Consider the following 14,355-nt stretch of genomic DNA (forward strand, 5'->3'; position numbering starts at 1 on the left):
TGAAATGAATAGCCTTGACCATCCTGGATGATATTGGCGCGGGTTCTTACTTGTTTTTCATAGGCCTTTTTTATGGTTAAGAAAGTTAAAACATCGTTTATGGGTATTCAATTTTTACTGTTATTCCTCTTACTATTGGCAGTCCCAGCCAAGCCTGATAATAAGCCGGCCTTGGATCGGCATTCCGGATCAGCTTCGGTGGGTTAATCATCTGAAGTTCCTGGATTCCTTCCCGGAGTTTATTGGCGTTTTCATAACTGGAGGTTCCGTCATTCAGGAAAAATGCCTCCAATTGGGGTTCAATTTCCACCTCAGGAAAGTCCAGATCCAGCAGGAAACTCAGATTTTCCTGAGCTAGGATTTCTATCCAAACCATGGCTTTGTTGTTTTCCCAGGTTCCACCGCTCATCGGGTCCACTACCTGAGAAGGATAGCTGACTCCGGCAGGGATTTCCAGTCTGAAACTGACAGCCTGGCCCTTTGCCAAGGCAGAGATCAGGCAAAGCCCGAGAATCAGGACGATATGTCTATATCCCTTAGTCATTGCTCGTGAAAAAGACATTGATGGTAATATCTCCGGAATACAATCCTGCATTTACCCCGCCTACAGGACCTAAGTTTCCATAGACAAACAGCCAAGCAGTGGCCTTGGGCCGCACATAATCTCCCGAAACAGGGGTCGGTGGAGGTCCCGGTGCACCGGAATTTCGCCGGTTTACCGGGAACGTGACATTAAAGAAACCCGCCGGCAACTGGACAGCTCCGGTTTTGGCGGTGGCTTCGTCCCCGGCCAGTAAATTATTATAGGCAATTCCGATCTGAAAGGGGATTGTTTCGTCTGGGTCTGTACCCGCTCCATCCAGCCTCAGGACCTGCGGGGCATCTACTTCCACAGTCAAATCATATCCTTCCGGGGCCTGAATCTGAAAGGCCACGGCCTGAGCATCAAGGAGGTTAATGGAAACAGTGGGACTGTTGGACGTGATGATGGCCTGTTTCTGGTTGAAATTCAGGATGGGACTCGCGATCTGGGAGGTGATGGTGATTTCATCGCTGCCGGTCCAGGTACTGAAATTGATACGCTGCGCAAAACTGTTTTCTGGACATAGCATGACAATCAGCAACCCAAGCAGGCTGAAGGTCTTTAAGCGATATGTGAAATCAATTTGCATCAGATGTATTCCATTTCAATGATAAATTCAGACAGATAAACTCCCGGTGTCGCCTTACTTAAATCCAGGTTTGCACCCAGCCAGATAAAGAAAACGCCATCCTCACTCAGCCGGAAGTTGCCTTCACCCACATCCAGTAGTGTACTCTGAAACTGGGCGTCGATTTCAGCACCGCTGACCAGATACTGAGCTAGCACTTCACCCATCTGTTCAGTCTGTTCCTTAAGGACTTCATTTTGCAAGAAAGTGATTCTGACCCTCGCCCCGGGATTCCCATTGATGCGGAACATGCCAGCAAAACTGCTCGTGATAGGGGAGACGTTTACCGTATTGTCAATCACCACAGGATTGATCAGATCCAGATTTCTGATGGTTAACATCTGCAAATTGTCAGTCACAGTGGCTGTGGCTCTGACTGAAAATTCGGCCTTACGGGTATCCCTGATTTCCTGGGCAAAAAGGTTCCCACTCCCAATCAGGGACAAAAGAAAGAGGAAAAGGGATAGTATCTTTTGCATCAGTTTTTGATCAGTTTTTGGGTGAATTGTCCGGAAGTAGTGGAAAGACGGATGACATACATGCCGTTTGGCAAATCGATGGCTGATGGAATCCATTCCAGTTCCTGAATTCCGGCTTCATATTCCTGGGCAGGGAAGCTCCCCACTTCCTGGCCAATTAAGTTGTAAATGTGGACGGATGCATTTTCGGCCACAGGCAGATAGAATCTGATTTTAGTCTGCTGGCTAAACGGATTCGGCACAGGTGCGAAAAGCTTTGGAAAGTCCGGTAAGTACTCTACTCGGTCATCAGGGAATGCACCGATGTAGATAGTGAAAGGGCGCTGAGGTTTTTCTGAAGCGACAGTTCGAGCATTGACTTCACCACTTTCGAAAGGAGATCGGAAGATGATTGCTTTGGGAGCTGCAAACTCACCAACTGACTTTCTGGCACCGGCTGCCGGCATTTCAGGGCCTTTGAAACTGAAGGAGTGCATCGTCTCCTTTTTCATGTCAATGGCCTTTTGGGAGATATGATCCATCAGGACGATACTGACATCTGTCGGCCATTCGGCAGGGATTTTCCAATCCATCAGGTAGTTGCCGGCTATTGCCTGTCCGCCTTTTGAAGCAGCGAGGTGGAGAGGAATGACTTTTTCTTCTTGACCCAATTCTGGTTGATTGTTGATGACCAATGGGCTTTGGGTTTTGATCGAACCGTAGGAATAGAGCAATAGCCAATCTTCGCCCAAAGATTCAAGTTGATAGGCGTCTTTAGGATCCTCCCCAAGTTTGCCATCTGGCTCAAAGGAAATATAGGATCGGGCTTCCAATCCCTCTCCGGCCACATTCATTTCAAGAATAGGTGGAGAATTTTCCAGTTTTCTTCCAAAGAAATCTGTGTTGACCAGCGATTTGGCCCCGTTGCCGGATAAGTTCAAGGCAGGACTGGCGGCATTGGCTTTCACCCAGAATGCCTGATAAGGTGCGATTCTTCCGCTTCCCAAATCTCCCGTGGTTCCATTCCAGGTGAGGAATGCCCCTGTAGCCGGATCCCATACATATATGGATGAGTCTATATTGGTTTTGGTCCAGCCGCTGGCTGAGTGGAAATCAAGCGTACTGGCGGTCGGGTTGGCGATCAGGTTAAAGCCTTCATCGGACTGATTGACTTCGATCAGCGTATCTGCTTGAGCAACGAGATTGGTATCTCTTGCAGTGAAAGTGACCCCGAAATCAAAGATTCCAGAAGCAAGATTGACCTCGCTGCCAGTGATTGTGATGGTCTTGGGAAGGACATCGGTGTAGTTGCCTCCTCCGGGTTTGGTGTCCCCGTTGAAAACATAGAAGTAATGTCCTCTACCCGCCGGAACTGCATCGCCAAGGTTGGCAGGCTGTCTCCAGCCCTGAAGGGTAGTTCCCTTGTCTGTTTCATCCCACCAGAGAAGATTGGGTTGAAGAGTTGGATTGGTTGATCCTGGGAATCCTTGGGTTTCAAAGGTGTTTAGCAAGGTAGAATAGGTGCTGGCAATTGGGGTCCCCATCATTCTCCAGCCTTTTGTTCCGGTGAAAGTCTGCCTTACTTCCAGGCTTGGGTTGGAGCTGCCCCGATTGACATAGATCGATCCCGGTTCCAAAATCAGTTTGCCGCTGCCTGTGGTCACAGAACCCGTGGAAGTGATTTCCATGACCTTATCTGGATTAAGGGTCAGGGAATTGGCACCACTTAGCACGACAGCAGTGGAAACTGGAGTAATATTTCCAGTGACGCTTAGGGTAGCATTGATGGTCTTGGTGCCGGTACCTGTAAAAGAGATATTGGCAAAATTTCCAGCACCGATAGCCGCATTAGGTGTCCCGGTGAAATCCACCAAGCTGGTAGCCTCCGAAGTAAATGTGCCGGAATTGGCCCAGTTCCCATGTACGGATAAGGTATAATTACCAGTTATCTCCAGACTGGCCCCGGTTTGAATGGTGATGTTTTTGGCCACGGCACCATTGGCATTGATGACAGGCTGATTTGGTGCTGTGGAAACGATCAGCACGTCGGTGGTTGCTGTTGGAACTCCTCCACACCAATTGGCCGGATCAAACCAATCGGAACTTACTGTTCCTACCCAGAATCCGGCGACACATGAACCAGTCGCTACATCGAGGATTCCGATATCGGTTGTCCCAAAATAGGGAGTAAACTTAAACATTGCGGAGGAGGCACTACTTCCGAAGCTGCCGAGTGGTTGTGCGATTCCCCCTAAAATCAGACTATTGGCAGAATGGTTTACGGTACCCAGTCTGGCGAGTGCCGTTCCGCTGATTCTCATTTCCTGATTGACGGTGGTGGAGGCCGTAAAAGTTTTATCTCCTGAACCCGCCAACTGCAATTGGTGGTAGGTCACTCCTGCCAGGCTTTGCGGGCCGGATTGATCGAAGATCATGGTGCTCGTTCCGGCATTAAATGTTCCGGAACTGGTAAAGTCCCCTCTGACAGTGATGGCGACAGCTCCGACAGAAAAGCTGCATCCACTGCCAATTTCAAGATTTTCACCAATAAAAAGTGTTGGACCGAGATATAGCGGATTGATTGCCGATGCTGAAACTGATCCGCTCAGCACTAGGTTTCCGGAAATGGATGCCGTGCTGGTTTGCATGGTTTTGGCACCGGTACCGGATAAGAATAGGTTACAATAATTAGACTTGTTGACCGTCTGTGCGCCTCCATCGTAAATGACTGTATTGGGACAGTTGGTCGAGGCATCGAGGTTGTCGATCCAGGAATTCCCACTGAGGTACAGGAAGGAGTTACTTCCTTGAGTCAGCAATCCGGTTCCATACAGATCAGTGATAACACGCATTGTTCCCGTGTTGGTGTAGGTGCCGTTGAAGAATACAGTAGGAAAGATAGAGGTGCTGCTGCCGCCGATTGTTTTGTCAGGACCTATGAAGGTAAAGACTGAGGTATTGGCCGTGAAGGTTCCATTGTTTGTCCAGTTTCCGCCAACGATATGGTAGAATGTTTGGTCTCCTCCATCAAAGTTGCCAGTGATGAGCACGTCTCCGTTGATGGTTAGGTAGCCATTGGTAGATTTTGTGCCTGTACCGCTGATTGTGACATTTGCAAAGGTTTCTGAATAGGAAAAGTTAGCGATAGTTGCATCAGAGGAACCGGTGAAATCGACCGTGCTATTTGGATCGGGGGTGAAGATTCCATCTCTAGACCAATTTCCATGTACGGAAAGAGTATTGGAGCCCAAAATCGTCAGATTTGCCCCTGACTGTATCGTAATGTTTTTGGCCACAGCCCCATTGGCAATGATGAATGGTTGATTTGGAGCAGAGGGAACGATATCCACATCGGTGGTGGCAGTTGGAATTCCTCCGCACCAATTGTCAGGATCAAACCAATCCGAGCTTATTGTTCCTTGCCAATCTCCCACTGTACATAAACCAACTACAACATTGAGGATTCCAGTATCGGTTGTACCAAAGTACTGAGGGAGTTTGTATTCAGCCGCTGAAGCTGTGGATCCAAAGCTGGCATCAGGTTGCCCTTGGTTCTGGAGTATCAAAGTTTCAGCAGAGTGGGTGATCCCATTGCCTAATCTGGCAACTGCTGTACCATCCATTATGAATGTTCCGGTAATGGTGACTTGTCCGGAGAAAGTTTTTTCCCCACTTCCCTGTAGGATTAAGATATCAAAATCAATCCCTGGGATACCTTGAGTGCCTGTTCCGGAGAAAATGACTTGGGATTCCGTAGTACTGATAGTTCCTCCTGTAGCTTTTGAAAAGTCACCCGATATAAGTTCGATACTTCCACCCTCTGAGAATGGGTCAATTGTGGTTGTTCCCGAGGTATTGAGGACGCGAAGGGTATTATAATTTCCATAGACAACACGCTGCCCCCCAGTCGCCGATGTGTAGTTTACCTCAAAGGACCAATCAATGCCTCGTGGGATTGGAGGATTTGAAAGGTTTGCTGTTTTAAGAAGGCCAGTTCCTGCTGTTGTCAGGTTGGAATTGGTCAATGTGAAAGTCGCAAGATCGAAGCTTCGATCTGCAGGAATAGTCAATACTCCGGAATGGGTAATGTTTGTTGTTGCAGTGAGTTCTTCGGAGGCATCCAAATTCAGTGTGATATTTTGAAGTCCAGAACCGGTCGTTTCTGCACTGGTCGTTTTAGAATTCCCCTCATAGATCAAATCATAGAATCCACTGCTTTGGATAGTTCCTGTCAAAGCAGTAGTCGCTCCTGTATTACCGGCACGAATCAAAGTTGAATTTGTACCCATGGTCAAATTGGTACCTGCAATCAATGTTCCGGAGGTAAGCGTGAGGGTATTGATTGTCGTCAGATTGGAATTGATAGTCAGCGTTTCATTTGAGGCCTTGGTCAGGGACATTTGGTAAAAGCTGGTGCTTTCAGTTCCCCCCAAAGTTTGGTTTCCTGTACCCATGAAATTGACTTGACCATCACCTGAAAGGAAGGACCCATTGTTGGTCCAGTTCCCATAGACTTCCAAAAAATAGGTTCCTGAAAATCCTGTTGAGGTTCCTGGGAATGCTAATGAGGCTCCAGGCTCAATGGTCAGGTTTCGAACCACTGCTCCAGCATTTCCAATTATCGGCATATTTAAAGCCAATGCAGAGATCGTCACGTCGGTGGTAGAAGTAGGGACGCCGTTACACCAGTTGGCAGGGTTGTTCCAATCGTTATCAGCATTTCCCAGCCAAAGTCCCGGGGTACAATTGCTCCCTGCCACTGTCAGAATTCCTGAATCTAGTGTACCAAATACGGTTGGGATTTTAAACCCCGCAGCAGATGCGGTACTTCCATAACTCCCTGAGGGCTGGCTTTGTGTATCAAAATTTAGTAATGCTGCAGTGTGGTTGGCAGAGCCCAACCTTGCAATAGCCGGACTCAAAATGGTCAAGATTCCGGAAGTGCTTGAGGCGCCTGCTAAGGATTTATTTCCACTGCCTGCCAAAATCAAATTGTCGAATGCCAGGCCTGGTACGCTTTGATCTTCTATATCGCTGAATCTTACAGTTGATCCAGTAGCCACAATTGTCCCTGAAGCAATAAAGTCACCGGAGAGAATCTCGATTTCACCTCCATCACTTATTGGTGCCAAAGTCGTAGTTCCGGATGTATTGGTGACAGAGAGCCCATTGTAGGTGCCGTAAACTACCTTTTGCCCGCCTGTGGGGTTGGAATAGGCAACTTGAAATGAAAAATACTTTCCGGCTGGCAGGGGACTTGGCCCGATATGCTGGGTGGTCAATATCCCTTGGCCTAAAGTGAGCAAGGTAGGATTGACCAATGCAAAGCCACCCATTGCCAGCGTATTATCGGTTTGGATAGATAGCAATCCACTATGGGTAATAGTGGCTGTTACGGTAAGTGTATTGCCTGGATTCAGATCAATGGTGATATTTCGAAGTCCAAGTCCACTAAGTTCTGCCCCGGCATTCTTGGAATCTCTCAAATAGAGCACATCGTAGGCATTGGTACCTTGTAGTACTCCTGTGATTGAGGTAGGAGTAATGGCCGTTCCTTGACGCAAAATACGGGAGTTTACCCCCATCGTCAAATTGGAGCCGGCAGTTAGAGTACCATGAGTTAGGGTAAGGAAATTCCCTATTTCCGTGGCACCGGACAGGGTAACTGTGGCACCGTTGATTACGGAAATATTATAGAAGCTAGATGCGCCATTTATATTCGAAGGGCCCACGCCAAATTCAAATGTGCTTTCCTCAGGCAGGAAAAATCCCAGATTGGAGAAATTTCCATTGATGGAATGGGTGAATGCACCTGCTGCGAAATTTCCACCCGCTGGGATACTCAAATTTCCGGTAAGGGTATGAGGGCCTGAAGCAGTTTTGAAGCCAGTGCCTGAATAGGTGACATTGTGAAAATTGCTGGCTCCCATCAGGGCGTTGAAGTCGGGGCCGTCCCCGACAAAATCCACTGTTGAGGTGCCAGGCACAAAAGTTCCGTCCTTGTTCCAGAACCCACCCACACTCAATGTGAATGCACCGGATATCGTCAGGGTAGCTCCTGTGCCGATTTCTAAATTCCTTGTAATTGCTCCATTTGCGCCGATGATAGGCTGATTGGGAGCTGTGGACGGGATAAATACGTCTGTTGTTAGGGTAGGCACCCCTCCGCACCAGTTGGCCGGGTTAAACCAATCTGAGGAAACTGTTCCAAGCCATTCTCCAATGGTACAGGCAGCAGCAACATTGATTACACCGATTCCTGTTGTCCCAAAGTACTGACTGAGTTTATTCGTGGCTGGGGAGGCAGTGCTTCCGTAGGTTCCTGGAGATTGCAAAGCTCCATTCAAGGTAAGAGTTTCAACGATCCGGTTGATATCTCCCAATTTGGCTACTGCTGTTCCTTGTATTGACAAAGAGCCTGAAATCGTGGTCCCCGTACCAAACGTTTTGTCTCCGGTTCCAGCCAATGTAACATTGGCAAATCCTATTCCCGGGAGGTTTTGCGCAGCATTTGCGTCAAAAACTACCGTAGACCCCGTGGTCGTATAGGTTTGGCTCCCGGAGACGGTAAACTGTCCCGAAGAAATTCTGATTGGGCCTTCAGTGGTTTGGGCTAGGGTAATTTCACCAGTAGTACCTGCCAAGTCTAGCCCGTTGTAAGTTCCGTAGATGACTTTGCCAAAACTGCTGTATCGCACTGGAAAAGTCCAGGTGATTCCAGGGGGTATAGGGTCAAGTGAAGTATTGCCGGTTATCAAAAGGCCAGTGCCACTTGTTGTTATTCCCGGTTTACCGAGTGTAAATGCTCCCATGTTTAGCGTATTTCCGCTTGGGACCGTAAGCATTCCCGACATACTGATGTTCGTACTGCCACTCAAAGTGGTTGCTGCAGTCATCCCTAAAGTAATATTTCGGAGCCCTGACCCTGAAAGCTCTGCGCCGGTAGTTTTCGAAGATCCTTGGTAGCTAACATCATAAACATTGCTTCCCTGGATCGCGCCTGTCACTCCGCTTGCCGATGTTCCGTTTCGGATAAATTGTGAATTGGGACCCATGGTCAGGTAAATATCAAAGGCTAGGATGCCTTCGGTAGCAGTCAGGGTATTAGTCAGGAGCGTGGGAGTCAATATGCTCACACCCGAGGGGTTATTGGTGACTAGGTTGTAAAATGTTATAAGGGGCTCCGTAGCGGTGATTGTCTGCGCAGTGGTACCAATCATGGAGACGGTACTTGTTCCTTGGGTATAAGGTCCGTTTTGAACCCAATTGCCTTGTATGGAATGAGAAAAACTGCCGCCAGTCAGATTGTTGGTAATGGTCAGGTTTCCAGTAGCACTCAGGTTTCCGGTGGCAGTTTTGATTCCAGCTCCGCTAAAAATCAAGTTGTTGAAATTGCTCGCGCCAATAGATCCGGCGGTAGTTCCATTGAAATCAACTGTGGAGCCTGTTGCAATAAAAGTTCCTGCTTTAGTCCAGTTGCCTCCGACGGTGTGAGTGAAGGCACCTGCTGTAAAGTTGCCGGGGATAGTTACATTTCCGGTAACAGTTAGAGGCCCACTCGCCGTTTTTGTTCCCGAACCGGTAAAACTCAAGTTGTTGAAGTTGGAGGTTCCGATTGTGGCTGGTCCGGTTCCTGCAAATTCAATTGTGGAACCTGCGGCAATGAATGTGCCTTCCCGGGTCCAGTTCCCAGATACTTGATATGTAAAAGCTCCCGGAGTGAAGTTGCTTCCGGAATTGATCAGGACATTTCCTCCCACTGAGAATCCAGCCACCCCTAAGGCCACAACTGAGCCTGAAATTGTAAAATCACCGCAGATAGAGGAGGTGCCAGAAGAAAAAGTTTTGATACCAACGCCACTGAGGATCAATATGCCATAGTTTTGACCTGCAATTGTTTGATTCACATTCGAATTGTACTCCACAATACTGGTACAGGGGATGGAATAGGTTGAGTAATTTGCTGGAAAATTGGATGCTCCGCCCACGGTCAACTTCAATCCTGCCCCAAGGCTGAAAGTACCCCCGACGGTAGATCGGGACAGGCTGAAAGTGCCTAGATTAAGATTGCCCTGATTGACCAGTAAATTTCCGCCCACAGTCACATTCCGTTCCCAGAGGATGGTATTGTTTCCCGAGGGCCCTGTGTTTTCAATGCGGATCGTATTCGCAGAAGTCGGAAATAGCGGATTGCTGTTTTGATTGGTGGAGCCGTTAAAGATGTAATTGGCTCCGGCATTGTAGGTTCTGGTCCCTGTACTTCTTACATGACCTGTGGGGCCTGTTGTGGCAATTCCATTGGCTGATCGGATACCAAGGATAGCTCCGGAGTTTATCGTAAAAGTACCAGCTCCCCGAAATTCAGTCGATCCAGATTCGGTCTGGACAAATGAATTAGCAGTAATAGTCCAATTGATGGTGTTCAAAACACTGCCATCTGAAATAAAATTTTGGACAGGGCCTCCACCATTTAGGATTATATTACCTGAAGCATTGGCTGTTTCGGTGATAATGCCTCCGGTCTGCTCAAAATTACCGGCTACCTGAATTGTGCCAATTCTGTTGTTTTGATTGGAGAGGGTAAGAATTCCTTCGGTTTGAGTGTAATTGCCTAAAACGTTTAATGTCCGGTTACTATTCCCATTAGCAATTGCAAAATTTCCACTGGTCAAGTTAAAATTTCCCGAAATGGTATAGGCATTATTGGATTGGTTGAACGATCCTCCAGGTCCATTTTCAACAGTCAAATTCCCTGCTATACTTGTGGGATTGAAGGAAATGTTTACGCCTAGAAACTGATTATTCAATATTACATTTCCAAATGCTTGGTTGAATCCGGTGGTATTGGTAGTGGTAATTCCAGTCACCCTAATTGTAGAGGATGCATTCCAAGAGGCAAGAGGGATGTTGGTTCCATTTCTGGCGTGGTGGTATTCAGAGTTGGGGCCAAAGGTGAGTTCTCCGGTTCCTATACTTGAAAATGATCCTCCAAGATTGGTGAATTTTCCATTGATTAAAATATTGTTGCCAGCATTGCTAAGGTTGATATTTCCTGTGCTACCTAATACAAGCTCTCCGTTGATCAATCCTGTTGCGTTTGTTGAAAGGGTTATCCTTATGCGGTTAGATGTCGAGGCCAAGGTTAATCTTGATCCTGTGTCTACTTGAAGGTCAGAGCCATTGACATTGCCTATGTTAATATTATGGTTGTTTATTGCTGTAATTAGGGTGATTTGACTATTGTTGGTGATTAACAGTCTTCCGAAGGTTTGGCTTGGAACTCCGGTAACTGTCAAATCCGTTCCCGTATTGAACTGAAGTATATCATTGGTTGCCGGGGTATTCCGGGCTGGAGTCCAGTTTGCAGCTGTTGTCCAAGTATTATTGGAAGACCCATCCCAAGTGTAAGTAGTTTGCCCCCAACTCACTCCACACCAAAGCAACAAAAGACCGACTAACAGAGTCTTTTTACTATTAAGCTTTTGGGCAATTGAGTGTAAAGTGTTAATCATTCATCAGGGCAATAATCTCTTCAACAGGATGCTTCCGATTGCTTTTCTGGGGTGTTAGGGTGAAAATGCAATTATGTTTATTGGAAACGCTTTTTATAGTAATCTAAGAGAAAATTATTGAAGTAAGTTAGCAGTAGCAATAGATTTTTGCCTAGAAAACTTCTATTTTTTCTTTTTTTCCCACTATAATTAAGTGTAAAAAAATGTAAATAAACTGGTCCTAACAAATTGATTGGCAGTTTTATTTTTTTGGTCAAATCCTTTTAGGATTCAAAAAAAGGAAGAAAATCGTAGTCCTATTAAATTGTTTAACCAAAGGATATTTAGGCGAAATATTCGACGTGCTGAAATTTTATCCTGATTAAATTTATTTCAGAAGCATATGCAACACCATTCGTCGATGTGATAGGAAAGAATAAAAAGAGGATTCATTGAGGACAAAGACCTGGCAGGGTTTTGAAACCTGCCAGGCCTTTTCTTTACCACAAAAAAAATCCCGAAGCCCAATAAAGAGCTCCGGGAAAACCGAAAAAATTAGCCTTTTTTAATAGTTTATAAAATTGGTAATCAGTTGGATGTCAAGTTTTTTGTCTCCGGTGGTTTCAGCCTCTAGACCTCTCAGGATCAAACTATACACTCGGTTTCCTTTGAGTTCCAGAGTTCCGCTTTGGATCAATGTTTCACCGGTTTCGCTGGATTTTACTTTCAGGGTGACGTTTCCGGGATTCAGTTCCTTGAAATCGGAAACCGACTTGAAGTTGGAATCATTAACCAGGGGAGTGGTAATTCCGGAGATTTCCAGATAGACTTTTTCTGCATCAGGAGAAAGGTGTACAAACCGCAATTGAGCTTTTTCCTCGGTAGGGTCTTCCCAAACGTCCTTCACCAAAATGGCATCGATTCCTTCAGTTTTATCCGAAATAAAAACCGAGTAAACAGAATCAGCTTTCAGTTCGAATTTTTTCTCCAATAGAGAAGTCGCTGAGTTGAAAGCTGAGAAGCGGAAATCCCTGTTACCTGTGTAATAAGCACTGTAGGGAAGTACATTGGTGTACTGAACCGGATTCTGGTTGACCCGATTTTGGTTGGCAAAAATGTCCATTGCAGGTGCATCGGTCGAGCCTTGGAAAATGGAAACATAAGCTGCGGGCGGCAATTCCGGAGATTCGACATCATCCAGGCAGCTGGTCAAGAATAAGGAACCGGCAATGAACCCGGTTGCAATCAGAAATCCCCTGCGGATACTTGTTTTGTTTTGAGAAATGAAGCTCATACGTGTTGGTTAAGTTTTCAAATACTCACCCAAGACGGCCTATGGCTGTTTTTCGCTTCAGGGATTTTCAAAATTCTTTTGACTTTCTCCCATTCCAGTTCTAATTCCCATTGAATCAATCAGATAGGTTTTGGGGTTTTTGGATAAAAATAATTACAGGGAACAAGTCTAATTGGTAACCCGTAAACACGAAGAATTAAGAAATTGCACTAACTATTTCCCGCAGCCATGTCCAGCGACTTTACCCAAATTCAGACCCAACTGACTGCTCTTAATGAATCCATGACAAGGGTTGAAAAGGATTTCTCAGGATTGCTGGAGCGGGTTCATCTGCAAAACAAGAAGTCGGCTGGAAACTTTCTAAAGTACCTTATTCTCCGAAAAAACGATGTCCGGCGGCTTCAGGACAAGCTTCACGCAAATGGGCTTTCGTCCCTTGCGAGCTGTGAGAGTCATACTCATCGTCAAATCCAAGTAACAGCCCAGCATTTGGGAGCCAAGATTGAAAAACTCGATCCCGTCACGATGGAGTTTGGGGCCAAAAAGATCACCAAAAGCAGCATCCATCTTTTTGGCGAGCGGCATGCCGAATGGCCTTCTTCTGTGATGGTGACTTTTGATGCCTCTTTTTTGGAAGAAAAAAAATTAGTGGTTGACCTTCTGAAAAACGGGATGGGTGTCGCACGAATCAATTGCGCCCATGACGATGAGTCCGTTTGGTTGAAAATGGTCGAGAAAATCCAAATGGCGGTCAAACAGTCAGGTATTCCATGCAAAATTCATTTGGATCTCGCAGGTCCCAAGATCCGGACGGTTTTGTTGGGAAAAGGAAAGAAAAAGGGCCGGGTGAAAATCCACCCAGATTCCCTGATTTGGTTGAGCGATTCTGCCAAAGGATTTGATGACAAGGACATCGTCATCAGTCCTAATGAACCCGGAATCATTCCCTGGCTCAAGGCAGGAGACCGGGTTTTTATTGACGATGGGTTGATTTTGGGGAAAGTGGAGGAGCTGAAGTCCGGCAAAGCTTCAGTAAGGATCGAAAGGATTTCCTCCAAAAAGCCCTTTATTAAAGCCGAAAAAGGCCTGAATTTCCCGGATTCTGTTTTGAATATTCCTTCCTTGACGGATTTTGACCGGGCTTGTTTGCCTTTTGCCAGTGCTTATGCAGATACCGTAGGCTTTTCTTTCGTCCGGAAAGCTGAGGACATCGCTGACCTGAGGAAAGCATTAAGTGAAATAAAACCTGAGATTCCACCCATTATTCTCAAAATCGAAACTCACGAAGCGGTGGTCAATTTACCCCAACTTCTGTTGGAAGGGATGGTGGCGCCGGAGTTTGGAGTGATGATCGCAAGGGGAGATTTGGCGGTGGAGATTGGTTTTGAGCGACTGGTGGAGATTCAAGAGGAAATCTCCTGGCTTTGCGAAGCAGCTCACGTGCCGGTGATATGGGCTACGCAAGTCCTGGAAAACCTCCATAAATCCGGGATTGCTTCCCGTGCGGAAATCACCGACGCAGGTCGAGCAGCTGCTGCAGAATGCATCATGATCAACAAAGGTCCTCATACGTTGGAGCTTCTTCGCACACTTCAGAGCATTGTCCAGCGAAGTGCCGCACATCGAATCAAAAACCGGCTTTCTTTCCGCCCTTTGAAGATCGCTGCAGATTTCCTGAAAAAGTAAACTGTCCGTCCCAACGGATTTTCTGTCGAACTGTCAACCTCTAACTTCCCACATCCCAAATCCCACTCCCGACAACCTTCAAATAGCAAATAGCAAATAAAACTGCCCTTTGCGTCTGAACACTGATCACTGAACACTGAACACTGCTACATCCGTCTTCCCGCCAAAATCCTTAAAAATTCCTCAATAGGCAGAATAACGTTTAACCAGATTCA

Annotated in this window: 6 protein-coding genes; 1 reads left to right on the forward strand and 5 read right to left on the reverse strand. The window is 46.5% G+C overall.

What is annotated here, in order from left to right:
• Window positions 1-97: 97 nt before the first annotated feature.
• From B0E43_RS24405 to B0E43_RS24425, 5 genes are all read right to left on the reverse strand, one after another.
• Window positions 98-562, reverse strand: a complete 465-nt coding sequence (locus B0E43_RS24405; protein ID WP_139352634.1) for a hypothetical protein — start codon at window positions 560-562, stop codon at window positions 98-100.
• Window positions 537-1,172 carry a hypothetical protein gene (locus tag B0E43_RS24410; protein ID WP_077346404.1) on the reverse strand — a complete coding sequence of 212 codons (636 nt, stop codon included), beginning with the start codon at window positions 1,170-1,172 and terminating at the stop codon, window positions 537-539. The genes B0E43_RS24405 and B0E43_RS24410 overlap by 26 nt, the downstream gene beginning before the upstream one ends.
• Window positions 1,172-1,690, reverse strand: coding sequence for a hypothetical protein (locus tag B0E43_RS24415; protein WP_077346405.1), 519 nt, complete (start codon window positions 1,688-1,690; stop codon window positions 1,172-1,174). Before B0E43_RS24415 ends, B0E43_RS24410 begins: the two co-directional genes overlap by 1 nt.
• Complete coding sequence (locus tag B0E43_RS24420; protein WP_139352635.1) at window positions 1,690-11,181, reverse strand: T9SS type A sorting domain-containing protein; 9,492 nt, start codon at window positions 11,179-11,181, stop codon at window positions 1,690-1,692. The genes B0E43_RS24415 and B0E43_RS24420 overlap by 1 nt, the downstream gene beginning before the upstream one ends.
• Window positions 11,182-11,725: 544 nt before the next feature.
• Complete coding sequence (locus B0E43_RS24425) at window positions 11,726-12,454, reverse strand: DUF4397 domain-containing protein (protein WP_077346407.1); 729 nt, start codon at window positions 12,452-12,454, stop codon at window positions 11,726-11,728.
• A gap of 228 nt (window positions 12,455-12,682) precedes the next feature.
• On the opposite strand from B0E43_RS24425, the gene B0E43_RS24430 reads away from it, so the two are divergent.
• Window positions 12,683-14,140, forward strand: a complete 1,458-nt coding sequence (locus B0E43_RS24430; RefSeq protein ID WP_077346408.1) for a pyruvate kinase — start codon at window positions 12,683-12,685, stop codon at window positions 14,138-14,140.
• Window positions 14,141-14,355 lie beyond the last annotated feature (215 nt).

The sequence above is a fragment of the Algoriphagus sp. A40 genome (assembly GCF_002002735.1).
Classification (GTDB): Bacteria; Bacteroidota; Bacteroidia; order Cytophagales; family Cyclobacteriaceae; genus Algoriphagus.